Origin of the sequence: Tateyamaria sp. ANG-S1 (assembly GCF_000814025.1) — a bacterium.
In the GTDB taxonomy this organism is placed as follows: Bacteria; Pseudomonadota; Alphaproteobacteria; order Rhodobacterales; family Rhodobacteraceae; genus Tateyamaria.
In genome coordinates, this window is the sequence record NZ_JWLL01000005.1 from 470145 (window position 1) to 493421 (window position 23277).

Annotated in this window: 25 protein-coding genes; 9 read left to right on the forward strand and 16 right to left on the reverse strand. The window is 62.8% G+C overall.

What is annotated here, in order from left to right:
• The first annotated feature begins 59 nt into the window (after nt 1-59).
• On the forward strand, nt 60-1301 hold the full coding sequence (locus RA29_RS09605; RefSeq protein ID WP_039685941.1) for an MFS transporter: 1242 nt from the start codon (nt 60-62) through the stop codon (nt 1299-1301).
• Here the strand turns inward: RA29_RS09605 and RA29_RS09610 are convergent.
• From RA29_RS09610 to RA29_RS09635, 6 genes are all read right to left on the reverse strand, one after another.
• Nucleotides 1298-2209: an alpha/beta hydrolase gene (locus tag RA29_RS09610; RefSeq protein ID WP_241462585.1), complete on the reverse strand. Its 912-nt coding sequence runs from the start codon at nt 2207-2209 to the stop codon at nt 1298-1300. The two genes, RA29_RS09605 and RA29_RS09610, sit on opposite strands and share 4 nt — an antisense overlap.
• On the reverse strand, nt 2209-3123 hold the full coding sequence (locus tag RA29_RS09615) for an ornithine cyclodeaminase (protein ID WP_039685254.1): 915 nt from the start codon (nt 3121-3123) through the stop codon (nt 2209-2211). Before RA29_RS09615 ends, RA29_RS09610 begins: the two co-directional genes overlap by 1 nt.
• Nucleotides 3120-3740, reverse strand: coding sequence for an HAD family phosphatase (locus RA29_RS09620; RefSeq protein ID WP_039685256.1), 621 nt, complete (start codon nt 3738-3740; stop codon nt 3120-3122). The genes RA29_RS09615 and RA29_RS09620 overlap by 4 nt, the downstream gene beginning before the upstream one ends.
• Complete coding sequence (locus tag RA29_RS09625) at nt 3737-4186, reverse strand: YaiI/YqxD family protein (protein ID WP_039685258.1); 450 nt, start codon at nt 4184-4186, stop codon at nt 3737-3739. Before RA29_RS09625 ends, RA29_RS09620 begins: the two co-directional genes overlap by 4 nt.
• The gene (gene fghA / locus RA29_RS09630; protein ID WP_039685945.1) at nt 4183-5013 is read right to left on the reverse strand and encodes an S-formylglutathione hydrolase; all 831 of its coding nucleotides are present in this window, start codon (nt 5011-5013) and stop codon (nt 4183-4185) included. The genes RA29_RS09625 and fghA overlap by 4 nt, the downstream gene beginning before the upstream one ends.
• A 100-nt stretch (nt 5014-5113) precedes the next feature.
• Nucleotides 5114-6037, reverse strand: coding sequence for an AEC family transporter (locus tag RA29_RS09635; RefSeq protein WP_039685260.1), 924 nt, complete (start codon nt 6035-6037; stop codon nt 5114-5116).
• 184 nt (nt 6038-6221) lie between these two features.
• On the opposite strand from RA29_RS09635, the gene RA29_RS09640 reads away from it, so the two are divergent.
• Nucleotides 6222-6839 (forward strand): TetR/AcrR family transcriptional regulator, encoded by a 618-nt coding sequence (locus tag RA29_RS09640; RefSeq protein ID WP_039685262.1) that lies wholly within the window; start codon nt 6222-6224, stop codon nt 6837-6839.
• Between the two features lie 78 nt (nt 6840-6917).
• Nucleotides 6918-8576, forward strand: a complete 1659-nt coding sequence (locus RA29_RS09645) for a DNA polymerase Y family protein (protein ID WP_039685264.1) — start codon at nt 6918-6920, stop codon at nt 8574-8576.
• Between the two features lie 308 nt (nt 8577-8884).
• Here the strand turns inward: RA29_RS09645 and RA29_RS09650 are convergent, their stop codons facing one another.
• Together RA29_RS09650 and RA29_RS09655 are read right to left on the reverse strand one after the other, a co-directional pair.
• Complete coding sequence (locus tag RA29_RS09650) at nt 8885-9340, reverse strand: DUF1284 domain-containing protein (RefSeq protein WP_039685266.1); 456 nt, start codon at nt 9338-9340, stop codon at nt 8885-8887.
• Entirely contained in the window at nt 9337-9918 is a 582-nt protein-coding gene (locus tag RA29_RS09655; protein ID WP_039685946.1) for a biotin transporter BioY, read from the reverse strand. Before RA29_RS09655 ends, RA29_RS09650 begins: the two co-directional genes overlap by 4 nt.
• Before the next feature lie 254 nt (nt 9919-10172).
• On the opposite strand from RA29_RS09655, the gene RA29_RS09660 reads away from it, so the two are divergent.
• Nucleotides 10173-10535, forward strand: a complete 363-nt coding sequence (locus RA29_RS09660) for a hypothetical protein (RefSeq protein ID WP_039685267.1) — start codon at nt 10173-10175, stop codon at nt 10533-10535.
• A 21-nt stretch (nt 10536-10556) separates the two neighbouring features.
• On the opposite strand, the gene paaK is transcribed toward RA29_RS09660, so the two are convergent.
• Together paaK and paaI are read right to left on the reverse strand one after the other, a co-directional pair.
• Nucleotides 10557-11846 carry a phenylacetate--CoA ligase PaaK gene (paaK, locus tag RA29_RS09665; protein WP_039685269.1) on the reverse strand — a complete coding sequence of 430 codons (1290 nt, stop codon included), beginning with the start codon at nt 11844-11846 and terminating at the stop codon, nt 10557-10559.
• Nucleotides 11843-12277: a hydroxyphenylacetyl-CoA thioesterase PaaI gene (gene paaI / locus RA29_RS09670; protein ID WP_039685270.1), complete on the reverse strand. Its 435-nt coding sequence runs from the start codon at nt 12275-12277 to the stop codon at nt 11843-11845. Before paaI ends, paaK begins: the two co-directional genes overlap by 4 nt.
• A gap of 116 nt (nt 12278-12393) precedes the next feature.
• Here paaI and RA29_RS09675 point away from each other — a divergent pair, with 116 nt between their 5' ends.
• The gene (locus tag RA29_RS09675) at nt 12394-12741 is read left to right on the forward strand and encodes a DUF2794 domain-containing protein (protein ID WP_039685272.1); all 348 of its coding nucleotides are present in this window, start codon (nt 12394-12396) and stop codon (nt 12739-12741) included.
• Between the two features lie 96 nt (nt 12742-12837).
• On the opposite strand, the gene RA29_RS09680 is transcribed toward RA29_RS09675, so the two are convergent.
• The 3 genes from RA29_RS09680 to RA29_RS09690 form a co-directional block, all read right to left on the reverse strand.
• On the reverse strand, nt 12838-13608 hold the full coding sequence (locus RA29_RS09680; RefSeq protein WP_039685274.1) for an NlpC/P60 family protein: 771 nt from the start codon (nt 13606-13608) through the stop codon (nt 12838-12840).
• Nucleotides 13605-14975, reverse strand: a complete 1371-nt coding sequence (locus tag RA29_RS09685; RefSeq protein ID WP_039685288.1) for a leucyl aminopeptidase family protein — start codon at nt 14973-14975, stop codon at nt 13605-13607. Before RA29_RS09685 ends, RA29_RS09680 begins: the two co-directional genes overlap by 4 nt.
• A gap of 137 nt (nt 14976-15112) precedes the next feature.
• Nucleotides 15113-15493 carry a hypothetical protein gene (locus RA29_RS09690; protein ID WP_152612979.1) on the reverse strand — a complete coding sequence of 127 codons (381 nt, stop codon included), beginning with the start codon at nt 15491-15493 and terminating at the stop codon, nt 15113-15115.
• A gap of 245 nt (nt 15494-15738) precedes the next feature.
• Between RA29_RS09690 and RA29_RS09695 the strand changes: the two genes are divergently transcribed.
• Both RA29_RS09695 and RA29_RS09700 read left to right on the forward strand, forming a co-directional pair.
• Nucleotides 15739-16716, forward strand: a complete 978-nt coding sequence (locus RA29_RS09695; RefSeq protein WP_039685296.1) for a sodium-dependent bicarbonate transport family permease — start codon at nt 15739-15741, stop codon at nt 16714-16716.
• A 4-nt stretch (nt 16717-16720) separates the two neighbouring features.
• Nucleotides 16721-17032: a nitrogen regulatory protein P-II gene (locus RA29_RS09700; RefSeq protein ID WP_039685298.1), complete on the forward strand. Its 312-nt coding sequence runs from the start codon at nt 16721-16723 to the stop codon at nt 17030-17032.
• A 505-nt stretch (nt 17033-17537) separates the two neighbouring features.
• Here the strand turns inward: RA29_RS09700 and RA29_RS09710 are convergent.
• Nucleotides 17538-19151 carry a DUF4139 domain-containing protein gene (locus RA29_RS09710; RefSeq protein WP_039685302.1) on the reverse strand — a complete coding sequence of 538 codons (1614 nt, stop codon included), beginning with the start codon at nt 19149-19151 and terminating at the stop codon, nt 17538-17540.
• A 139-nt stretch (nt 19152-19290) separates the two neighbouring features.
• Between RA29_RS09710 and RA29_RS21870 the strand changes: the two genes are divergently transcribed.
• Nucleotides 19291-19758 (forward strand): hypothetical protein, encoded by a 468-nt coding sequence (locus tag RA29_RS21870; RefSeq protein ID WP_082029494.1) that lies wholly within the window; start codon nt 19291-19293, stop codon nt 19756-19758.
• Here the strand turns inward: RA29_RS21870 and RA29_RS09720 are convergent.
• Both RA29_RS09720 and RA29_RS09725 read right to left on the reverse strand, forming a co-directional pair.
• Entirely contained in the window at nt 19755-20777 is a 1023-nt protein-coding gene (locus RA29_RS09720; RefSeq protein WP_039685304.1) for an aspartate-semialdehyde dehydrogenase, read from the reverse strand. The two genes, RA29_RS21870 and RA29_RS09720, sit on opposite strands and share 4 nt — an antisense overlap.
• Nucleotides 20778-20840: 63 nt before the next feature.
• On the reverse strand, nt 20841-22013 hold the full coding sequence (locus RA29_RS09725) for an MFS transporter (RefSeq protein WP_039685306.1): 1173 nt from the start codon (nt 22011-22013) through the stop codon (nt 20841-20843).
• 103 nt (nt 22014-22116) lie between these two features.
• Here RA29_RS09725 and RA29_RS09730 point away from each other — a divergent pair, with 103 nt between their 5' ends.
• On the forward strand, nt 22117-23244 hold the full coding sequence (locus tag RA29_RS09730) for a DUF3095 domain-containing protein (RefSeq protein WP_039685952.1): 1128 nt from the start codon (nt 22117-22119) through the stop codon (nt 23242-23244).
• Nucleotides 23245-23277: the final 33 nt, after the last annotated feature.

Here is a 23277-nt window from a genome sequence, read left to right on the forward strand (position 1 = left end):
CTGATTTGACCCAAGTGCCTGCGTCCATACAGTCGGTGGGCACGCTTGAAGGTAATCCCATGTCCGCACGTACGCCCCTGTTCACCCCTGTCCTGATTGTCGGCTGCGTGATCATCATGGTCAGCTTTGCGGTCCGCGCGTCTTTCGGCGTGTTCCAGATCCCGATTGCCGAGGAGTTCGGCTGGTTACGCACCGAGTTTTCACTCGCCATTGCGATCCAGAACCTGGCTTGGGGGATTGGGCAGCCCATCTTTGGCGCGATTGCGGAGAAGATCGGGGATCGCAAGGCCATCATCATGGGTGCGCTGACCTATGCGGCGGGTATGGTCCTGTCCGCGTGGTCGACGACCCCGCTGGAGCACCAGCTTTATGCCTGGCTTGTGGGTTTCGGCGTGGCTGGCACCGGTTTTGGTGTGATCCTGGCGGTCGTGGGCCGGGCGTCGAGCGACGATAATCGGTCGATGAGCCTTGCTATTGCCACTGCGGCCGGATCCGCCGGTCAGGTCTTTGGCGCGCCGATGGCCGAATGGATGCTGACCATGATGACCTGGCAAAGTGTGTTCGTGATCTTTGCCGCGGCCATCCTTGCCCTGATCCTGTGTCTGCCACTGATGCGGGCGCCTGCCATGGCGTCAAAGGCCGAGCTTGAGGAAAGCATGGGCGCCATTCTGATCAAGGCGTTCAAGGACCCGTCCTACACACTGATTTTCCTCGGCTTCTTTTCCTGCGGGTATCAATTGGCCTTTGTCACGGCGCACTTTCCCGCCTTTGTGACAGAGGTGTGCGGACCCATTCTGCCGGGCAGCATGTTGCACAACATTGGCATCACCACGACGTCGGCGCTGGGGGCGTGGGCGATTTCGTTGATCGGGCTGGCCAATATTGCCGGTACGCTGGCTGCGGGTTGGGCGGGCAAACGGTTTTCCAAGAAGTACCTGTTGGCGGGCATCTACACCGCCCGCACGCTCGTGGCGGCGCTGTTCATCATCTTCCCAATGACGCCGGTGACGGTGATCGTCTTCTCCATCGCGATGGGGTCGCTGTGGCTGGCAACGGTGCCGCTGACCAGCGGGCTGGTCGCGCATATCTACGGGCTGCGCTACATGGGTACGCTCTATGGCATCGTGTTCTTCAGCCACCAACTTGGCTCTTTCCTTGGGGTTTGGCTGGGTGGCCGGATGTACGATCTCTATGGCTCGTATGAACAGGTGTGGTGGATTGGTGTCGCCGTGGGCGCGTTCAGCGCCATCGTACATTTGCCGATCCGGGAACGGCCATTGGCGCAACCATCCGCTGCCTAACCGCGTGAGGCGCGGATTGCGTCCAGAACAGCATCGGTGTGGGTGTGGGGCAGACCGTGAGCAGCCTCGGGGATGACGGCCTGTTGCGCCGCCGGGTTCCATGCGGTCAAGGTGTCCTGACAGGTCAACAGTATCACATCGTCCTGCGCACCCCAGACGGCAAGCACTGGCACACCGGCGGCGGCGATGGCTTTGTGCTGATCTTCACAGGTGTCGCGCAGCAGGCCGCGCAGGCTGGACAAGACGGCGGGAAAGAACCCGCGCCGCGCCGTTTCCGCGTGTTGCAGATCGCATATGTCGTCCACTGACGATGGCGCGCCCGCCTCTTTCGAGATGCCGCGCCGCAAGATCCAAGGATAGGTAGCAAGGAACACCCAGTCGCCGATCAATCGCAGATCGCGGGCGAACATGAGTTTTCCACTTTCCAGTTTGAACATCCCGGCTGGTGCCAGAAGGATCAATTGCGTGACGGATTGTGGCCGTCTGGCAGCAAAATGCGCGGCAATGGCACCGCCCATAGAGTAGCCCAAAAGGGTCACCGGTTCCGTAACGCTCTCATGCGCCAGCAAATCGACAAGCTGCTGATCGAAGAAGTCCGCAGTCTGGCTGCCCTGCACCCGATCCGAATAGCCGCGCCCGTAAAGGTCATAGATCAGGACACGAAAGCCCAGCAGGGCAAGCCCCTTCGCCATCCCGTACCAGACAAAGGACGGTGTGGTCAGTCCATGTATGCACACCGCGACGGGCCCGCGGTCCGGTCCCAGCCATTCGAAATGCGTGGTGCCTTGGGACAGCAGGGCGAACTGCCCCGACGCCTTGGCCCGGTCCGCGTCCGTTATGCCCTTGCGCGTCCATTCGATGGTGAGCGGGATCGCGATGACCCCCAGAACGATCAGGATCGCCCACATCAAGAGGCGGTCCATCGATCCAGGATGTACCGGCTGGTCATCAGGTCCAAATGCGCGCCGCCGCCGTTCTTGAATAGGGTGATGTCGTCCGGGTCGCGGGTGAAGGCGTCCAGATCGTAGTAGTCCGCAAGCAGATGATCGCGGGTGATGGTGCCAGCCTCCAGAGGGATCTTTACCTCTCCGATATGCCCGACAGTGGTATCAAAACTGTCAACAAATATGCGCGATTTCAGCAGGGCGGTATCGTCAACCTCTCGCATATCGGGGCGGTAGGCACCGATCAGGTCGATATGCTGGCCGGGTTGCAGCCAGTCGCCCTGGATCAGCGGTTCAGTGGACATTGTCGCGCTGGTGATGATGTCGGCGCTGCGCACGGCTTGTTCCAGATCGTTTGCAACTGTCAGCGTCGGGCGTTCCGACGCCATGGTCAGCGCGTTGGCGCGGGTGCGGTTCCAGACCTGAAAATGGGCGTCCGGGAAAATGGTAGAGTAGGCATCATGCAGCGCGCGGCCCACGGTGCCAGCGCCCACGATCAGGATGTTGCGGCTGTCGGGCCGGGCCAACTTGCGCGCAGCGAGCAGACTGTCGCCCGCTGTCTTCCACTTGGTCACCAGATGAAAGTCGATGATGGCTTGCAAGGTCCCGTCGCGGTCGGAATACAGGTTCACGCCGCCATTGATCATCGGCGCACCGCGCCCCGGATTGCCGGGAAAGACGGTGGCCGTCTTGACCGCCATGCCCATCCCGTCGATCCACGCCGCGCGGCTGAGCAATGTATCAGGATCGCGGTAAAGGAACGTGTCGCCGATCTCGGCCTTGGGCAGTGCGTGGCCCGCCGCGAGCGCGTCGGTCAGGCCGATCCAGTCCAGCACCGCCTCGCCCTCCGCAAAGGGGATATAGGGGACGGAGGTCACGCCGCCTCGCTTTCGGTCAGCAACCCTTCGGTCACAAGGCGCTTGGCCCAGCCTTCCGGCCCCTTGAAATGATGCGTTCGCCAGCCGCGCATCTGGGCGGCGGCGATGTTGTCGCTGCGGTCGTCGGTAAACAGCAGGCTTTCGCCACGCAGGCCGCTGGCGTCTTCCAGCATCTGGTAGATCGTTGGGTCGGGTTTGACCACTTTCATGTGGCCGGAGATGAAATCGCGATCAAACTGGCGCATGAAGGGGTAATCCTTGGCCGCGCGATCATAGGTATCAACACCGAAATTGGTCAGGCTGAAGACCGGGACGCCATTGGCCCGCAAGGCGCCCATCAGCTTTACGGAATGGTCAATCTGGGGCGAGGCCATCTCGATCCAGCGGTCGTGCCACATCCGGATTTCCGTGACCCATTCGGGGTGCTTGGCGGCAAGATCATGGACTGACCGGGCGAAAGGTGCGCCGCGGTCTACCTCAAGGTTCATGCCATCCAGATCGACTTCGTTGAACAGCTGGCGCCGCCGCTCTTCCCCGATCACGCTGTCGTAGAACCGTTCGGGCTGCCATTCGATCAGCACGTTGCCGATGTCGAACACGACGGCTTGGATGGTCATCTTTTCGCTGCTCTCAATTCTCGTTCCAGTGCGTCCAGAAAACGCGATCTGTCGGCCTTGGTAAAGCCCTTGCCACCGCCTTGGCGGAACGGGTCGGCGGCGCGCAGGTCGGCCATCAGGTCGCGGGTGGCAAGGACATTGCCGATATTGGCCTGCGTCAGCGCCTCACCGTTGTGTTTCAAAACCCGTGCACCCGCTTCCACGCATTTGGCGGCAAGGGGGATGTCACCGGTCACCACCACGTCGCCGGGTCCGGCCCGGTCGGCGATCCACATGTCGGCGATGTCGGGTCCTTCGGGCACGATAACAGTCTCGATCAAGGGGTTTTGAGACGGGCGCAGCCCGCCGTTCGACACCACTTTCATCGGGACCTTGTGCCGTGTTGCGACCCGCTCTGCCTCGGCCTTTACCGGGCAGGCATCGGCGTCGATATAGAGCGTCGTCATGCCCAAAGGTGTTCGGCGTGGAAGGCGACGTGATCTTCCATGAAGGTCGAGACGAAGAAGTAGGAGTGGTCGTATCCCGGCTGCATCCGGAACTGGATCTGCTGGCGGCGTGCGGCGGCAGCTTCGGCGAGTGCTTCGGGTTTCAGAAGGTCGATGAACTGGTCGTTTGTGCCGGTGTCGATCAGCATCGGACCGTCAAAGCCACGCTCCCGCATGCACAGGGTCGCATCGTGGGGCGACCACAACTCTTCATTGTTCCCCAAATATGCAGAAAGCTGCTTGCGTCCCCAATCGCTGGCCGTGGGGTTTGTGATCGGTGAAAACGCCGACACAGACCGGAACTGTCCCCGCGGGGACATCGCCATGGTCAGCGCGCCGTGTCCGCCCATGGAATGGCCTGTGATCGACTGGCGATCCATGTCGATGTCGAAGTTGCGTTCCAGCAGGACAGGCAACTCGTCCATCACATAGTCCCACATGCGGTAATGGGAGGCCCACGGCTCTTCGGTGGCGTTCACGTAAAACCCGGCACCCTTCCCCAGATCATAGCCATCGTCATCTGCCACCTCATCGCCGCGCGGTGAGGTGTCGGGGAAGCACAGTGCAATGCCGTGCTCGGCCGCCCACGCCTGTGCGCCCGCCTTGGTCATGGCGTTCTCATGGGTGCAGGTCAGGCCCGACAGGTACCAGAGCAGGGGGACGGGTCCATCCTTGGCCTCGGCCGGTAGGAACAGGCCAAAGGTCATGTCGCAGGAACAGGCGGTCGAGGCGTGTGTGTAGACCGCCTGCGTGCCGCCGAAGCAGGCGTTTTCAGAGACAGTATCCATGGGCATGTTCCTTTCGTTTTCCCATCGCTACCGGGGGTTGGCGCGTGCGGCAAGTTGCAGGAGCCTCCGGCGGGAGTTTATTTGGCAAGATGAAGTTGGATCAGCTCACCCATGCGATCACCGCTGTGAGGGTTGCCACGCTGAGCGTGGTCGAGACGAGGATGGCGGCAGAGACCCGTTGCGGGGCGACGCCGTAGTGCTGGGCCAGCATGTAGATGTTGCCCGCCACGGGCATGGCAGCGCAGGCGATGATCATCGCGGCCCCGAACGGTTCCACGTTGAAGAGGAATATGGCCGAGAAGGCGACAAAGGCCGGGTGCAGCACCAGTTTGCAGAAGCTGAGCCAGCCTGCGATCTGGATGCGCTCCGCTGATTTTGACGCAAGCGACGCGCCAATGGCAAAGAGGGCACCGGGTGTGGCCGCACCGCCGAGGATGGTCAGGAAGTCGTTCATCGGATCGGGGATGGGGATTCGAAAGCCAGACCACATGAGCCCCAGCGCCATGGCGACGATCATCGGATTTTTCAGCAGGCCGATGCCGATGGTCTTGATGATCGCAGGTGACATACGCCCGTCGCGGCCCACGGTGATCAGGATGACGATCAGGCTGGAAAAGACGATGAGATCCGTGGCGAGCACCAGCATGACCGGGCCGATGGCTTCCGGGCCGAAGAGGAGGGCGAGCATGGGCAGGCCCAGGAATCCGGCGTTGCCGATGACGGCGCATTGCGCCTCGACCGCGTTGGTCTGCACGTCGAGCCCGCGCAGGAAGCCGACCATCGTGGCGATGCCGTAGACGAATGCGGTGCCCCACAGGTAAGCGGCCACCAGCCGCCCGTCCCACACCTGCGCCAGCTCTAGGTTCGCGGCAAAGCGGAAGATCATCGCGGACAGGGCGAAGTAGAAGACGAACTTGGTCAGATAGGCCGTCGCCTCCTCGGTGAAGAACCGCGTGCGGCCTGCCCAGTAGCCAAGGCCGATCAATGCGAAAAAGGGCAGGGTCTTCAAAAGGATGGGCAACATGGATCAGGCATAGCGCGTGTTGCGCTGCCTATCCACTGTCGATGGCCCCGCTTGCCGTGAAAAGCGCCATTGCATTCTGCGGGACATGGAAGCGGTGGGCGGAGCAAGGCGCACGTTTGATTTTCTTATAGAAACTGAACGAAACGGTTTATATTGTGCAGTATCCCGCCACACAGGAAGCCAGATGAACGACGCAACGCCTATTGTCCGCAGGGGCCGAAAGTTTGACCAGGTTCTGGAGGGCGCGCGCGATGTGTTCATGGTGGATGGGTTCGAAGGGGCGAGCGTGGACGACATTGCCCGCGCCGCAGGCGTCAGCAAGGCGACGCTTTACAGCTACTTTCCCGACAAGCGGCTGCTGTTCATGGAGGTGGCGAATTCCGAATGTGCGCGTCAAAGCCAGGATGCCATCGACAATATCGATATGAATGCGCCGCCTCGGGATGTTTTGAATCAGGCGGGCAAGCATTTTCTCAAGTTCATCACGTCCAAATTCGGCCAGCAGGTGTTTCGCATTTGCGTGGCGGAATCGGATCGTTTCCCCGAGATTGGGCGCGCATTTTACAAGTCCGGGCCCGAACGTATGCGCGCTGAAATGGGCGAGTATTTCGAGGCGGCCGTGGCGCGCGGGGACTTGAAGATCGATGACTATACCCTTGCCGCCGACCAGTTTGGTGAGCTGTGCAAGGCCGACCTCTGGCCGCGGCTGATGTTCGGGGTGATCGACAGTGTCACGGATGAGGACATCGACCGGGTGGTCGACAGCGCGGTCAAGACGTTCCTGGCGCGCTACGGCGCGTGATGTCGCAGGCGGGCTGACTCGACTCAAAGGGCCGACTCGGCCTAGTTTGCGATAAGAACAAATTGCGAACATTTGGTGATGCCCAACCGTCGTATCCTGTCCATCTGGTTCCCCCGGCTGGGGGCCGAGCGTCTGATCCGGCGCCAGCCTGTGCTGGCCGATCAGCCTGTGGCCGTGGTCGAGGAGCAGCAGAATATGCAGGTCATCACCGCCCTGAACGGAGTGGCGCAGGCCGATGGTTTGCAGGTGGGCCAGCCTGTGCGCGACGCTCATGCTATGTGCCTGAGATTATTGACATTTCCCCGTTCCATGCAGGAAGAGAAACGGTTCTTGGAGGCGCTGCAGCGCTGGGCGGGCAAGTTTTCCCCCTGGGTCGCGCCCGAGGATGGGGATGCCCTTGTCATTGATCTGACCGGATGCGCACATCTCTTTGGGGGAGAGCGCGAGTTGATGCAGGTGGTGCAGGATGATTGCACCGATCTGGGGTTGAGTGTGCTGTTGGGGCTGGCGGATACCCGCGGCGCGGCGTGGGCGCTGGCGCGCTATGCGGGTAAGGCGGCGGGGTCTGATCGGTCGGGTGATTCCATTGATCAGGAGGCGCGGGCCACGCGGTCGCGTGCAGGCAAGCGACGGCATTGGACCAAGGGGGGTGCCGCCCCTGCTGTGACCATGCAAGCCACTGATATCAAACGCATTGCGCCGCCCGGACAGACCTATGGCGCGCTGTCCCCGCTACCTATTGCTGCCTTGCGACTGGATGCCGAGATGACGGCACAGTTGGGCCGTCTGGGCTTGCGCCGGGTGGGGGATTTGCTGGGGCAACCGCGGGCCGGATTGGCGCGTCGGTTCGGGCGTGGGTTGGTCATGCGGCTGGATCAGGCGATGGGCAGCGCGCCCGAGCCTGTGTCGCCTGCAAAGCCGCCGGATCACTTTGCGGTTCGCATGACCTTGCCCGACCCGATTGGGCTGGCCGAGGACGTGATGGCGGCCATTGATCGGACCCTGCCTCGGCTATGTAAGATTTTGGAAGATAAGGGAAAAGGCGCGCGGCGGGTGATGCTGCAAGCCTATCGCAGCGACCATGCGGTTGAGGTGGTCGAGATCGGGCTGGCCCGCCCGACCCATGACCCGCACCGCATCCGCCCGCTGCTGGAGATGAAGATCGAGGAAATCGATGCGGGTTTTGGCATCGACATGATCCGGGTGCTGGCCACGCTGGTGGAGCCTGTCCACGACGTGATGACCGTGGGCCACCGCGAGGCGGGGGCGGCGGTGCAGGCGCGGCTGAACAACGCCAATGCGATGGATGATCTGATCGGGCGGCTGGGCGCACGGGTGGGCTTGGATTCCATCCGACGCTTTGAACCGGCGGACAGCCATATCCCTGAAAAATCACATAAAATCATGTCGGCGGCCTGGTCGAAACCGCATGAGGGACCGTGGCCCATGCCCACGAATCCGCGCCCCTTGCTGCTGTGGCACCCTGAACCTGTGCAGGCGCCGAACACGCCGAAACTGCCCGAAAATTTCCGCTGGCGGGGCATGAATCTGACCCGGCACCGCGCCATCGGGCCCGAGCGGATCGCGCCGGAATGGTGGCTGGACGATCCGAACTGGCGGTCAGGTACGCGGGACTATTGGGTGACGGACACGACGGACGGGCAGCGGTTGTGGCTGTTCTATGCGCATGGCGGCGCGATGTCGGCGGGGTGGTTTTGTCACGGATCCTTTGCCTGACCGTACGGTGGGGTTAATGCAGCGTGCGGTGGGTCCGAGCGTGCGAAACTGCGAAGTTTCGACGGGAAACTGCGATATTTGGGCAGGGCAAACAGGGGCGAAATCAGGCTGTTTTGCGGAAACTGCACATTTTCCGCGTCAAACTGCGTGTTTTAGCCCCCGATGATCAGAGGGCACCGGTTAACCATTCGGTAAGGTGCGATGTCGCGTTAACCTTGATAAATATCCGGTGAATTTCGGGCAGTCTTTGCCTGTCTACAGACCAGACAAAACGGTCCTTTTGGCAGGTCGCGGCGATCAAGGATGCGCTACGCTTCCTGACTTTGTGGGTGCGTCGACGATGTAGCCTGCAACCGGGTGTCGCGGTAGCCGCTGGCCGCGACCGACGCGCAAAGCGGTTTCCATTGACAGCCACCACATGCGCCTTGCACCCGTTCGACGGCATATGAGCCACGCAGGTTGGCGAGCTGCGCGGCGCCAAGCGTCAGCCGGTCGCCAGCGACAAGATCGCGTTCGAGGGTGGATGCGACCTCTGCCAGTGCAATCTGGTCGCGCCGCCGGACACTGGCCGTGTGGCAGTGCCCGTCGCCCCCTTCGAGAAGGGGGGCACAGATGTCATCGGGTCCTTCGACGATCAGGACGTCTTCGCCGTCGCTGAGACGGGCGGCGATCCTGTCGAGGTTCGCGACAAAGGCCGGGGTGTAGCCTTTGCCCACATAGGTCAGCACGCACAGCAGATGGTGCGCGCGCAGGCGGACCGTCACGAACCGGGCGCGCGTTTGGCCCGTTTGGCCAGACCGAGCAGGACCATTGCGCCAAGTGCGGATTTCAGCACGCCCCCGACGATGAAGGGCAGCACGCCGCCTGTGATCGCTGCTTCGACACCGATCAGAACTGCCAGCCATGCGGCACCCACGACGAGGCAGAGCGCGTTGCCTGCCAGCATTGCGGCGAAGGCGAGGCCAAGGCGGTGGCCGTTCCAGCCGCGTTCCACGAGCCAGCCGGTCAGCGCACCCGCGAGGATGAACGCGAAGAGGTAGCCGCCGGTCGGGCCGATGAAGTGATGCGCCCCGGCAGCACCGCCTGCGAGGACGGGAAGGCCAAGGGCCCCCTGACCGAGCCAGGCGATGATGGTCGCCCCGCCCAGCCGCCATCCGTAGAGCGCGCCGATCAGTGTTACCGCAAAGGTTTGCATCGTCACCGGGACGGGCACCATCGGCACCTCGATATAGGACGACAGCGCGAGGAACAGCGTGCCGCAGATCACAAATGTGGCCTTCCAAAGAGAGGACATTTCACCGATCCCGATGGGACTGCCGACTGTATGTGTGGATGTGGACAAGGGTTTGGCTCTTTTTTGTTGGACTGCGATCAAGGGTGCGAGTGACCAAGGTACTGTGGTCGAAGGACATTATGTTGGAAAGCAGGCGACATGCTGCGTCGGCTGTTACTTGCCGAAAGCATGGGGGTGTTTCAAGGGCAGTTGTGGCTCTGGCAGAGGGCGCCGGGCTATTTGCATCAGCGGTTGGTTCTTGGACCGGGTGCGGAGGGCAGGTATGCCAACATACCTATGACCGGTTTGGGAGGGATGTGCAGATGCAGTTTGATGAGGACCGGGTGCGCGCCGCGCTTGAGACCGCATGGTCGTTGGACACGGCGCAGCAATGGTCGAAGGAGAACCCGGCCAATGGGCAATGCAATGTCACCAGCGCCGTGATCCACGACCTGTTTGGGGGGCACGTTCTGCGGACGCCCTGTGCGGGCGTCTGGCATTACTACAACCGTATTGATGGTCAGCGTTGTGATCTGACCGACAGTCAGTTTGTCCGGCCGGGTGCGCGTTTTGCTGTGCCTGATCCCTATCAGGATGAAGTGACGGACCGTGATGCGGCTATGGAGGGCATTCCGGAGCGCGAATACGAGGCGTTGAAGGTGGCGCTGCTGGATCGGTTGTCGTGATCGTTGGCGTGGCTGTGCGCCCTATCGCTTGTCCACGATCCGCACCGCCTTGCCCTGTGACCGTTCCACGCTGCCGGGGTGGGCGACATCGACTTTGACGCTGATCCCGATGGTTTGCTTGATCCGTGACGCCAGCGCGCGGGCGGCGTCGGTGCTGTCGCCCCCGTTCGTCGCCTCGCACAGCACGCGCATCTGGTCCATGCGGTCGGGTTTGGTCAGTTCGATCTGGAAGTGTGGGGCGAGGCCGGGGGTGGCCATCAGGCATTCCTCGATCTGCGTCGGGAAGACGTTGACGCCGCGCAGGATGATCATGTCGTCGCTGCGACCTGTGACCTTTTCCATGCGCCGCATGGAGCGGGCGGTGCCGGGCAGGAGCCGGGTCAGGTCGCGGGTGCGGTAGCGGATGATTGGGAACGCTTCCTTGGTCAGCGAGGTGAAGACAAGTTCGCCCATTTCGCCGTCTTCGACGGGTTGCCCCGTGTTCGGGTCGATGATTTCGGGGAAGAAGTGGTCTTCCCAGATGTGCAGGCCGTCTTTGGTCTCAACACATTCCATGGAGACACCGGGGCCGATGACTTCCGACAGGCCGTATATGTCGACGGCGTGCATGTCGAAGGCCTGTTCGATTTCGGTGCGCATGGCGTTGGTCCATGGTTCGGCGCCGAAGATGCCAACTTCGAGCGAGGAGGCGCGGGGATCGAGGTTTTGGGCATCGAATTCGTCGAGGACCGAGAGCGCGTAGGACGGCGTGACGGTGATCCCCTTGGGTTTGAAGTCTTCGATCAGGCGCACCTGCCGGGGGGTCATGCCGCCGGAGATGGGGATGGTGGTGAGCCCCAGTGCGTCTGCACCGAGGTGGATGCCAAGCCCGCCGGTGAAGAGGCCGTAGCCGTAGGCGTTGTGCAGGAGGTCGCCCGGTTGCAGGCCCGCTGCGCGCAGGGACCGTGCGACCACGTTGCCCCAGTTTTTGAGGTCGTTCTCGGTGTAGCCGACGACTGTGGGCTGGCCTGTGGTGCCGGAGGAGGCGTGGATGCGTTTTACATCCTTACGGGGGACGGCGAACATGCCGAACGGGTAGTTGGCGCGCAGGTCCTGTTTGGTGGTGAAGGGGAATTTGGCGAGATCGCTGAGGGACGTGAGGTCATCGGGGTGGATGCCTGCGGCGTCGAAGGCTGCTTTGTAGTGTGGCACGTTTTGGTAGGCGTGGTTCAGAGACCATTTGAGCCGGTCGAGTTGCAGCGCCGCGATCTCGTCCCGGCTGGCGATTTCGATGGGGTCCAGGGTGTGCTTGGCTGGGGTAAGGTCTTTCATTCCGTGTCCTCCTCGAAATGGGTGCCGGAGATTTCGCGGGAGAGGCCGCGGAAAAGGGCGATTTGGCGATGGTCGTCCCCGGTGACTGTGACGTCGTAGGTGCCGGAGCGGCCCTGGCGTGCGATTTCCGTCGCTTTGGCTGTCAGCACCTCGTCCAGCTGGCCGGGGGCGAGGTAGGTGATCTGGTTGGAGTGCGCGACCGTGAGCCGGTTGTAGCTGTTGCAGGCGAAGGCAAAGGCGCTGTCGGCCAGCGTGAAGATCATGCCGCCGTGGCATATGCCGTGGCCGTTGAGCATGTGTTTGCGCACCTGCATTGTCAGGGTCGCGGTGCCGGGGCCGATGTTTTCGATCCGCATGCCGAGGGCCTGACTGGCCTCGTCTGTGGCCCACATGGCATCCGCGCAGCGCTGGGCGCGCTCTTCGGGGGTCATCCGGCATCCTCCCCTATGCGTTTCAGACTTGCCCGACTTTGCCGCCATTTTGTAACGTATTCAAGCGTGTTGGCACGGCTCTTGAATTTGTGAGCGGGCCGCGCAAGTGTGGTGCCATGACGCTTCAGACGCCACCCCCGTCCAATCTTCGCGAAATGCCGAGCCCGCAGGTGGCTTTTCACAGAACCGAACTGTCCGTGATCCTGTCGCTTTATGGCCGTATGGTCGCGGCGGGGGAATGGCGGGATTACGGGATTTCCTGTTTGCGCGATGTGGCCGTGTTTTCGGTGTTTCGGCGGACGGCGGAGAACCCGATGTACCGGATTGAGAAGCGGCCCAAGCTGCGCGGGAAGCAGGGGATGTATGCCGTCATCGGCATGGACGGGCAGGTGCTGCGCCGGGGGCAGGATTTGAAGACCGTGTTGCGCGTGCTGGAGCGTAAGTTGATCCGGGCGGTTGACTGAATTGTCCGCTGGCGCGGGCGCGATTTATTTTTGCTGACGAGGGGGCTGTCTGCCCCCTCGAGCTCCCCCGAAGGTATTTTTGGCCAGAAGAAAGGGTTAGGGGCGTTTGTGGCTGGTGAGGTCGCCGTCGCCGTTTGTTTTGATCCGTTTGATGGCGGGGGCGATGGGTTCTTCGACCACGGACATGTGGGTGGCGTTGGCGTGGATCATGTGGGTGGGGCTGGTGACGAGCGCCACGTGTCCCTTCCAGAAGAGGAGGTCGCCCGGTTGGTAGGGGCCGGTGGCGTCCTTGAACGCGGATTCCTGTTGGTCGCTGTCGCCGGGGCATGGGATGCCTGCCGTCGTGAGTGCGATTTGGGCGAGGCCGGAACAGTCGATGCCGGCGCGTGTGTTGCCGCCCCAAAGGTACGGCGTGCCGAGGAAGAGGCGGGCCGTGTCGATGGGGTTTGCGCTGTAGGGCAGGGGTGACAGGTTGGCCTTGGGCACGTGGCCGAAGGCGGTTTCGATGTAGTCCGTTGTGTCTGACAGGGCGGTCAGTTTGGTGCCGAAGGTCAGGCTCGCTGTGTCCGGCGATTTGAACGTCGCGCGGTCGTAGCTGTGTGCGGCGGGGGTTGTGACCATGTGGGTTGGGGTCGTCACTGGGCCGATGGCGTTGGCTGGGACAAAGCCGATATAGCCGTCGAGGTCGGCGCGGATATAGGCGTGGCCATCGGTTTGGCCTAGCATTGTCACATGCGCCCCGGCGATGAGTTGCCTGTCGCGAGGCCCGTTTGGGGCGCGGAGCAGGTCCACAAAAGGCGCTGTGATCTGGCCGGGGGCTGTGCCGTCCACCAGATGCGGGTCGGGGACGGTCCGGCGGTCTGTCACAGCTTGAGCATCTTTGGCAGCGCGTCGAGCAGGGCGCGGGTGCCCTGGCCGACGCCGCCCTTGGGCCGGGCGGGCGCGCTGCTGGGTTGCCAGCCGTAGATGTCAAAATGGATGTACGGGGCGCTGTCCACGAAGCGGCGCAGGAACAGGGCGGCTGTGATGGAGCCCGCAAACCCGCCCTTGGGGGCGTTGTCGAGGTCGGCGATGCCGGGTTCGATCATGGATTCGTAGGGCGCGTGGAAGGGCATGCGCCAGACCGGGTCGGCGGTTGTGGTCGCTGCCTCTTCGAGTGCCGCTGAAAGCGGCGTCTCATCGGTGTAGTAAGGGGCGAGGTCGGGGCCGACGGCCACACGGGCCGCGCCGGTGAGCGTGGCCATGGAGATGATAAGGTCTGGTGCGTCTTCATCCGCGAGGGCCAGTGCGTCGGCGAGCACGAGCCGCCCTTCGGCGTCGGTGTTGTTAATCTCGACCGTGAGGCCCTTGCGGCTGGTCAGGATATCCTGCGGACGGAAGGCGTTGCCGGAGACGCTGTTTTCCACCGCCGGGATCAGGACACGGAGTTGCACGGGCAGGCCGGTGGCCATGATCATATGCGCAAGGCCGAGGACGGCGGCAGATCCGCCCATGTCCTTTTTCATCAGGCCCATGGAGGCGCCGGGTTTGAGGTTCAGCCCGCCGGTGTCAAAGCAGACCCCCTTGCCCACTAGCGTGAGTTTTGGCCCCGTGTCGCCCCATGTCATGTCGATCAGCCGGGGCGCGCGGTCGGCGGCGCGGCCCACGGTGTGGATCATCGGGAAGTTTTGCGCCAGCAGGTCGTCGCCCGTGATGACCGTGATGGCGGCACCATGGGTTTCGGCCAGATCGCGGGCGGCCTGTTCCAGATCGGGTGGGCCCATGTCAGAGGCCGGGGTGTTGATGAGGGTGCGGGTCAGCGCCTCGCCCCCGGCGATGGCTTCGGTGCGCGTGGCGTCGATGCCTTCTGGGGCCACGAGGCGCGCAGCCATCGGGGACTGGTCCTTGTACCGGTCAAAGCGGTAGGTGGCGAGCAGCCATCCCAGTGCTTCGGTTTGCAGCGCGTCCGAGGGCAGGTCGGAGATCAGCCGGTATGTCCCCTTAGGCAGCTTGGCTGCCGCTGCTGCAATGTGAAAGCGGCCCCGTGCGCGGGTCGTTTCATTGCCATAGCCCAGCAGCGCATCCGTGCCACCGGGCAACAGCAAGGCTTGGCCTATGGCAGCGGTGAAGCTGTGCGCCTCGACCCACGCTTGCACCTCTTCGGGCTGTTCGGCCAGCCAGTCCGACAGGGCGCTGTCTGTCAAAAGATGGGCGGACCGGGTGGTGTCATCCGGTGTGGCAAAGCTAAGCGTCATAGCGGCGTGGTCCTGCAGGGTCTGTTGTCGCAGACCCTAGGACACACACGCATAAATGGCACCCCACCCGAGCCCATTTCGGCGAAATGGTGTGGCGCGTGTGCCGTAGAGGTTTGCCGGATGACGCGAGGCCCACCTTAGATCTGTATGTCTTGCAGGTCCCAGATGGCCGTAAGCGATCCTTCGCCGGTGCGCAGCAGGCGGCCCAGCGTGGCAGCGAGCGCGACCTGATCGCGCGCCTCGGTGCATTGCACGACGTCCTTGGCCACACGTGCGAGCACATCCATGCCGATCTGGTCGGCAATGGCGATCAGCGACTTGGCGGAGCGCCGCAGCTCTTCCAGCTCTCCCTTGCGGTAGAGCCGGTCGCAATGGGCCATGCGCAGGGCCAGTTCCTCCATCGCGCGGCACACGACATCTTCGGCATTGACCGGGTCCATTTCGCCGTAGAGCGCATGCAAACGGTCGTGATTGACCTGCACGGATTCGTGCAGTTGAATTTGTGTTACTGTTGACAAAACGTCACCTCTTCTCACCCAAAAGTCGTCCGCCCCCACGGCTGAATTCAGGCATAGGTCACAGACCCTTCCCAAATCGTTATGTTGGCTGTGTCTTTTCGCTCGAATTTGTTTTGAATTCCGGATAACCACCGCGCGCAATAGAGGTGGGTCATGGTGCCGGGGAGACCGCGTGCTGACATGGCCGAAGACGGCGGGACTTTGATTTTCGACCGGCTGAAGCCGGCGCAGACGAGGGGACAGACGTGGACCAGATTCTGAGCCTTGCGGCGACAAACCTGTTGTCGCCCATTATCCTGAGTTTTGCCCTGGGCGTGGCTGCGTCACTGGCGCGGTCGGACCTGAATATCCCCGAAGCTGTGGCCAAGGGGATGTCGATTTACCTGCTTTTTGCCATTGGCTTCAAAGGTGGGGTCAGCGTTGCCGATCACGGCATTGACGGGACGCTGGCCGCGTCGCTGTTGGCGGGGATTGTTCTGTCGGCTGCGCTGCCCATCGTGGCCTTTGGGCTGTTGCAGGTGATGGGGAACCTGAGCCGGTTGGATGCGGCGGCGGTGGCCGCGCACTATGGGTCGATTTCGATTGTGACCTTTGTGGCGGCGACATCCGTTCTGGACAGCAGCGGGATTGCGTCCGAAGGGTATATGGTCGCCGTCGCTGCGGCGATGGAGGCCCCTGCGATCCTGTCGGCGCTTTGGCTGATCTCGCGCGGGGGGGACAGCCGCCGGATGGATCCCGAGCTGATGCGGGAGATCCTGCTGAACGGGTCGATCGTGTTGCTGGTGGGCAGCTTTTTCATCGGCTGGATCACCGGGAACGAGGGACTGGCCAAGATCGAAGCCTTTATTGTGTCGCCGTTCCAGGGGGTTCTGTGCCTGTTCCTGCTGGATATGGGGCTGGTGGCGGGCCGTGGCCTGCGCGGCGGGTCGGGTGTGTTGAAGCCCGGTGTGCTGACCTTTGGTGTTGTGATGCCGCTGGTGGGGGCGACCTTTGGCTGTATCGTGGGGCTGCTTTTGGGTGTGAGCACGGGGGGCGTGGCGCTCTTCATGGTGCTTTCAGCTTCGGCCAGCTATATTGCGGTGCCTGCGGCGATGCGCGTGGCGCTGCCGGAGGCGAACCCGTCGATCTACCTGACCCTGTCGCTGGGGGTCACGTTCCCATTCAACCTGACGCTCGGCATCCCCATCTATGTTGCTGTCGCAAGCGCGCTGACCGGAGGATAAGCGGATGCAGACCCATAAGGCCAAACGTGTTGCCATTATCATCGAACAGGTGATGCAGAGCCGTCTGACCGATGCCATGGAAAAGGCGGGTGTGACCGGCTGGACCGTGTTGCCTGTGTTGGGCGGGTCGGGTGATTCCGGCACCTGGAGCCGTGAGGGGCAGGTGAGCCGGGGCACCGGCATGGTGCAGGTGCTGTGCGTGATCAAGCCCGAGCGGCTGGATGGGTTGCTGGACGCGGCCTTTGCCGTGGTGGAGCGGCATATCGGGATTGTCACCGTCAGCGATTGCGAAGTGCTGCGGGCCGAACGGTTCTGAGTGGAAAAAAGGGGCGACGCCTCCCACCGGATGCGCCGCCCGTACCACTCGTTACCCCACAGATCCGCGCGTCACTCACCCCATTCACTGGTTCCTTCTCCGCACGGATATGGCTGGCATATGCCTGTCTTTCATCTGTGTGTGCGTGACATGCGCACCGGTCCGAAACACCTGATGGTCCGGGCGCGTGTTCGCGGGATGAAAGGTGGCGTTCTGCCGTATTCCGGGCGCATGTGCCTGCTGCCGCGCCCTGCCGGGCGGTACGCTGACATGCGCGTTGGTCTGCCCGGTGCCATCTGTATGGCAGGTTGAAATTACCAATACCTTGCGCTGAAAGACCCAGATTTAACGAATGGGAGCGTCAGGGGTTTTATCGAATTGGATCAGGGGTTTAGGGGCTTGAGACAGTTAGCTAAAGTTGGACTTATTGCCCGCGAAAGCCTGCCAGACTTGCGCTGCGTGCGCCCTTGTTAGGACAACAGAAACCACGTTCGCCCGGAATCGGCTATCGCAGTACCTTGCCTTCGGGCCATGTCAGTTGCGTTTCGATGTTGATGATCTGGCGCGCTCCGGCGTCCAGCGACAGTTGCCACTCCAGAATGCCGCGTTGGTCGTTCACCGCCTGCACGCCCGGGCGCGGTGTTGCGGTCCAGTCGATGACCAGATCTTCCTGCTCGGAAATGGGCACGGCGTCGCGCACGGAAATGTCCCATGTGCGGTCGGTCAGGTTCTCGACCTCGATCCTCACGTTTTCCGTTTCCTCATTGGAACGGGTGATGATCCCGCGATCCCCTTCGTTTCGGTCGAGCACGGTGCGTTTCAGGCGGAGCCCGTCGATGCGGCCAAAGAACAGCTCGGTCTCGGCATTGGGAGGCAGGGCGTCGATGCGGGTTTGCCCGACAAGCTGGCCGTCAACAGACAGGGTGGCACGCCCGGGCAACAGGATTTCTGGCGTCGTGTTGGTGATTTGCGCCAGACGGAAGGCGGTGTCGTCAAAGCGGGGGATGGCGCGGGCGCTGAGCGTTGCTGCCATGTTGAGTGTATCGAGCGCGATCTCAAGCTCTTCGCTTTGTGCGCGGATGGTGACGGGGGTGGGCAGGGTGTAGGAGATGCCGATGCCGTCGAAACTGGCGGCTGCCACTTCTTCCGTGATCACCGGTGCTTCGATGATGGGTTCGGCCATGCCCATCGCGCCATCGGCCTGCAGGCGGGAGAGCTCGCGTTTCTGTGCTACCGGGTCTTCGATCCGGCGGAGTTGCGGCCAGAGGTGGCTGGGTTCGGATTGGGCGAGGGGGTCGAGAGTGGAGAGTGTGAGTTTGATATCGGTCCAGTCTTCGGCCGTGAATTGTGTGATGAGGGCGCTGCGCGCGATGGACAGCGATGTGTCGTCTACGAGGTCAAAGGCATAGGATGGGGCCCAGGCGACCCCGTCGGTCAGGTAAGACATGTCGAGCGTGGCTTCGACAGGTTCCGGGACGGTGACATTCAGCGCCAGCGTGGCGGGGGCGGTTTTTGTGGGCGTTGCGGCATCGAGTGCGGCCTGCGCCTGCGCGACAGCAAATTCCAGATCGAGACGGTCGCGGCGCAGCTGTCGCGCCTCTGCTTCGGCGGTGCGGATGGCGGCGCGGGCAGCGGTGCCGTCGCTTGCGATCAACTGGCCGATGGCGCGGAGCGTGTCCACATCCGTGGCCGCATCGTCGGGCACTCTCAAGCCGTTCAGGAACAGGATTTGATCTTGGGCTGCTTGGGCCGAGGCAAGGGTCAGCGCAATTTGGTCGTCGAGCGCGGCCAGGGCTTCGGTTGCGGTGTCCAGTGCATCTTTGGCAGCGCGCCATTCGGGCGTGCGGGGCGCACGGTAGGGCGTGTCGGGCCGTTGTGTCCAACTGCGGGCCGTGATCGTCGCGCCCGTCATGTCGATATTCATCGCATCAAGCGACAGGGTCGGGTCCATGTCGCGCAGTTCGAGTGTGTGTTGGCCTGCGGGCAGCGCGACCGTGGTGGTGCGGGACACGAGCGCTCCTTGGGCATAGACCGTCGCGGCCACGGGCGGGGCCTGCACCACGATGGTGTCGGCAAGGGCAGGTAGGGGCAGGAGGGCGAGGATCAGGGCAAGGCGCATTGGGTGGCTTTCCTATCGGCGGGGTGCTGTCAGGGTGCCGGTATGTGTGCTGTGAGGAAAGGGGAATTTCGGCTTGTTTCGCCCGCGATGCCGTGGGGCGAGATACGAGGCGTTAACCTTGTTCGCGCAGGTTCGGCGCATGTCATTTGAACAGATCATGATCCGCGTGCCTGATTCCCTGTTGTCTGATGCGCGTCGTTTGGCGCGTGAGAAAGACGTCACGCTTGGTCAGCTTGTGCGGGATGCGCTGGATCAGGAGGTCCGCCGGGCGCGGCCGAAGACGCGCAATTGCGCGGATGAGGCGCTCGTCGCGCGCTTGCAGCGGCTCCTCGCTGCGGACATTGCTGCAGCAACATCTTGGGCGCAATTGGAACGTGTTTTGCGGTGTCGGGGCTTTGCCTTGCGCCCGGCGGGTGGAGGGCTGACATTGCATGACGCACAGGGCACACGCCTGTGCAAAAGCTCGGAAATCGGATTTGGCTACGCTCGCCTCGTCAAACGGTTTGGCGCTGTGATGCCGGGCCACCCGCATCGGATGGCCCATCTTTTGTCTGGCTCCACCAGGGTGGAGGAACCAGACAGTTTTGATGTGATCGAGCCGTTCTAGCCCTTTTTCAGAACCCGCTGGCCCAGCACCTCGGCAATCTGCACCGCGTTCAGGGCAGCGCCCTTGCGCAGGTTGTCCGACACGCACCAGAAGTTCAGGCCGTTGTCGATTGTGCTGTCCTGCCGGATGCGGCTGATGAACGTGGCGAAGTCGCCCACGCACTCGATCGGCGTGACGTAGCCGCCGTCTTCGCGCTTGTCGATCACCATGATACCTGGTGCTTCGCGCAGGATGTCGCGGGCTTCGTCCTCGTCCAGGAAGTCTTCGGTTTCGATGTTGATCGATTCCGAGTGGCCGACGAAGACCGGCACGCGCACGCATGTTGCCGTGACCTTGATCGACGGATCGACGATTTTCTTCGTCTCGGCGACCATCTTCCACTCTTCCTTGGTCGAGCCATCGTCCATGAAGACATCGATATGCGGGATCACGTTGAAGGCGATCTGCTTCTGGAACTTCTTGGGCTCAACCTCGGACGTGGGGTTGTAGACCGCCTTGGTCTGGTCCCAAAGCTCGTCCATCCCCTCCTTGCCCGCGCCGGACACGGATTGGTAGGTGCTGACCACCACGCGCTTGATCTTGGCCCGGTCGTGCAGCGGCTTCAGCGCCACGACCATTTGCGCGGTCGAGCAATTGGGGTTGGCGATGATGTTCTTCTTCGCATACCCCTCGATCGCGTCGGCGTTCACTTCCGGCACGATCAGCGGCACATCGGGGTCGTAGCGGTAAAGCGACGAGTTATCGATGACCACGCAGCCCGCCGCAGCCGCCTTGGGCGCGTATTTCTTGGTCGCGTCGGACCCGATGGCGAAAAGCGCCATGTCCCAGCCCGTGAAGTCGAATGTGTCGAGGTCCTTTGTCGTCAGTGTCTGATCCCCGAAGGACACTTCCGTGCCCAAGGAACGGCGGCTTGCCAGAACGGCCAGCTCGTCCACGGGAAACTGGCGCTCGGCCAGGATGTTCAGCATTTCGCGGCCCACATTGCCGGTGGCGCCTGCGACGACGACACGATACCCCATAATAGACTCCTTTTCGGGTAGGTGCGTGGCCCTTACACCCAATGTCTGCTGGGGGAAAGGGCGTCAGTCGGTGGCATCACGGCTAAGTGCGTAGATGGCCACACCTATCGCCAGCGCAATAGCGAAAAAGCCGAAGATCGCGATGTAGGGGGCGGTGGGGTCGCTGCCTGTCGTCGCCGTGTGGATGCGGCCGGAGATGGTTTGCATAACGCCCACGCCACCGATTCCAAAGAGGTTCATCAGTGTGACCCCGCGCCCGGTCAGGTGCGGGGGAAAGAAACTGCGGGCGTGGGCGATGATGACGGGGAAGGATGCGCCGAGTGCGCCGATGGCTGCAAAGAGCGCGATGGAGGTCCAGGGGCCTGCATCGATCCAGAAGATGACGAGCGCTAGGGCGACGATGGTGAGTGCGTTGCCGGTGAACACGACCCATTTGCGGGTGCCGAAGATGCGGTCGAGCGGGCCATAGGCGATGGTGCCGAGGATCATGGCGAGGCTCATCACCAGTGTGGCGATGCCGATCTGAGCCGTCGTTTGGTCGAACACGTCGCGCAGGTATGGCCCGATCCAGAGGCCGCGTACGGCGGCGACTGGGGCGTAGTTCACGAACATGATGGGAATGATGAACCACAGGACGGGCATGCGCAGGAGGTCGAAGAGGGAGCCTTTGCCCGCCTCTTCGGCCTTGGCCGGGTCGCGGACGGACATGAGGATGCCGAGGGCGACGGTGGCTGAGATTGCGGCGAGCGCCCACATCGTGTTGCGCCAGCCGATGGTATCGACGGCAAAGGCGGTGGGGTAGCTGGAGATCAGGTTGCCGATGGTGCCGATGCCGATCATCAGCGCGGCGAGCGTGGCAAAGCGGGCCGGGTCGAACTCGCGTGCGAAGATGTAGAAGCTGGCCATCAGGACGGGCGAGCAGCCGATGCCGATCAGGGCCATGGCGGCGTGGATGTAGATGGGGCCTTGGGCCACGGCGAAGAGGGCCGCGCCGCCTGCGCCCCCGATGAGGAACAGCCAGCCGCCGGTGCGGCGGGGGCCGAGCGTGTCGAGCGCCTTGCCCACGGGCAGTTGCATGAGCGCGAAGGCGAGGAACCAGTAGCCGGAGGCTGTGGCGAGCACATCGGGCGTGACGCCCAGTTCCGCCTTAAGCGGGCCGGTCAGAACGGCCAGGAAGGCACGAAAGAACTGGCTCAGCACATAGGCCAGCGCCAGCAGGATCAATCCGGTTTGCATGGGGTCCTCACTCCTGCCGCTTGCGTGGCATGGGCGCTGGGCAGGTGCAAGGCGCATTGTGATGGGGCGGGCCCGTGTTAGGGTCGGGGTGAAGAGGGACAAGATGTTTTATGACGACCTGCCGCGATTGGCGGCTTTTGGGGATGTGGCGGATTTGAGCCATTACACAGCCTTGCCCGATGATTGGGTGGTTGGTGTGTCCGACATCGTGGGGTCCACAGATGCGGTCGCAGCAGGCAGGTACAAGACGGTGAACATGATCGGGGCTGCCGTGATTTCGGCCCAGATCAATGCGGCTGGGGGGCGTGCTTTTCCGTTTGTGTTCGGTGGTGACGGTGCCGCCTTTGCCCATCCGCCGGAGTTCGCGGCAGAAGCGGCGCAGGCGCTGGGCGCTGTGCGGGTCTGGGCGCAGGCCGAGTTTGGGATGGGCTTGCGTGTCGGGCTTTTCACTGTCGCTGACATTCGTGCTGCCGGGCCAGAGGTGGCCGTTGCGCGCTATGCTGTGTCGGACGGCGTGGACTATGCCATGTTCGCGGGCGGCGGTGTCAGTTGGGCCGAGGCGCAGATGAAAGCCGGGGCCCAGACGGTGCCTCCTGTCCCCGCGGGGACGCAGCCGGACCTGACGGGGCTTAGCTGTCGCTGGAGCCATATGAAGGCGCGGAACGGGACGATCCTGTCGTTGCTTCTGTCTCCAGTTGAAGGTGGCGATGCCCTGCGCTTTGGTGCCGTGGTCGAAGCGGTGCTGGCCGAGGTTGCGCATTTGGAGCGGGGTGGACACCCTGCACCACCGGAAGGGCCGGGTACGGGTTGGCCGCCGGCCGGGGCCACGTTGGAAGCCCATGCCAGCCATGGCGGTAAGGGCGTGAAGGCCCGTAAGCGGCAGGTGCTGTTCGAGACGTTGATTGCGTGGGTGCTGATCAAGACCGGGATCAAGCTGGGCGGGTTCGATCCGACGCATTACCGCAAGACCGTGGGCGACAATGCCGATTTTCGGAAGTTCGATGACGGGTTGAAGATGACTGTGGATTGCGATGCAGGCACGGTGTCGCGCCTGCGCGCTATGCTGGATAAGGCGCGGGCCGAGGGTGTGGCCCGCTACGGGATGCACACGCAGGATGAGGCGATGATGACCTGCATCGTGCCGTCGATCATGGACGACACGCATGTGCATTTTATCGACGGTGCCGCGGGCGGGTATACGCAAGCCTCTGTTGGGCTGAAGTCCGGATAGAGCGCGGGCCCGTAAGGCGGATGTGTCCTCCGC